This is a genomic window from Nocardia sp. 852002-20019_SCH5090214 (genome assembly GCF_001665865.1).
Classification (GTDB): Bacteria; Actinomycetota; Actinomycetes; order Mycobacteriales; family Mycobacteriaceae; genus Nocardia; species Nocardia nova.
Genome location: NZ_LZMK01000222.1, coordinates 1 through 564 on the forward strand (window position 1 = coordinate 1; position 564 = coordinate 564).

The following is a 564-nucleotide window of genomic DNA, read 5'->3' on the forward strand; positions in this document are numbered from 1 at the left end:
CGCGTTGTTCGGCGCGGGAGCGGGCGTGATGCTTACCGCCACGGGTTGCCAGCGTCGCCTCCTCACCCAGGCGCAGCCGTTCTTTCGCGGTGGGTTCGCGGCCGTGGCGCCGCTGGAACGCGGCGGCCAGGTCGGTGAGTTTGGTGGTGATGGCCTCTGCGCGTGTGGACCAGGCCGCCATCAACTCCGGTGCCACACCGGCGAGTTCGCGGATCGGGCGTTTGTACATGTCCCGGTCCGGGGTCTCGACGAACACCAAACCGAGGGCTTCTTCGAGGTGGTGTTCGAGGCGGGTGTTGTACAACTCGGAGGCGGGCACATTGTGGGCGTAGATCATCCGCCCATCTAGGGACCCCCACTGCCCGTCCTGGATCCGCCTGACTTTGTTGGCGATGACGAGGTGGGTGTGCAGATCGGGGTCGCCGGCGCGGGAATCGCGGTGCGTGAACGCGGTCCCGACCAGGCCCTCGACATCGACCTGGCGGGTGCTGTGGCGGCCCACGCGGGTGTAGACCGCGTGCTGCTCGAGGTAGGCCCGGGCATCGTCGATCGCGGCGTAGTGGC

At 68.3% G+C, this 564-nt stretch carries 1 protein-coding gene; it reads right to left on the minus strand.

The annotated features are described in order from the left end of the window. Nucleotides 1-564, minus strand: a 564-nt coding sequence (gene mobF, locus A5780_RS18205) for a MobF family relaxase (RefSeq protein WP_156769548.1), incomplete at both ends; no start/stop codon positions are given.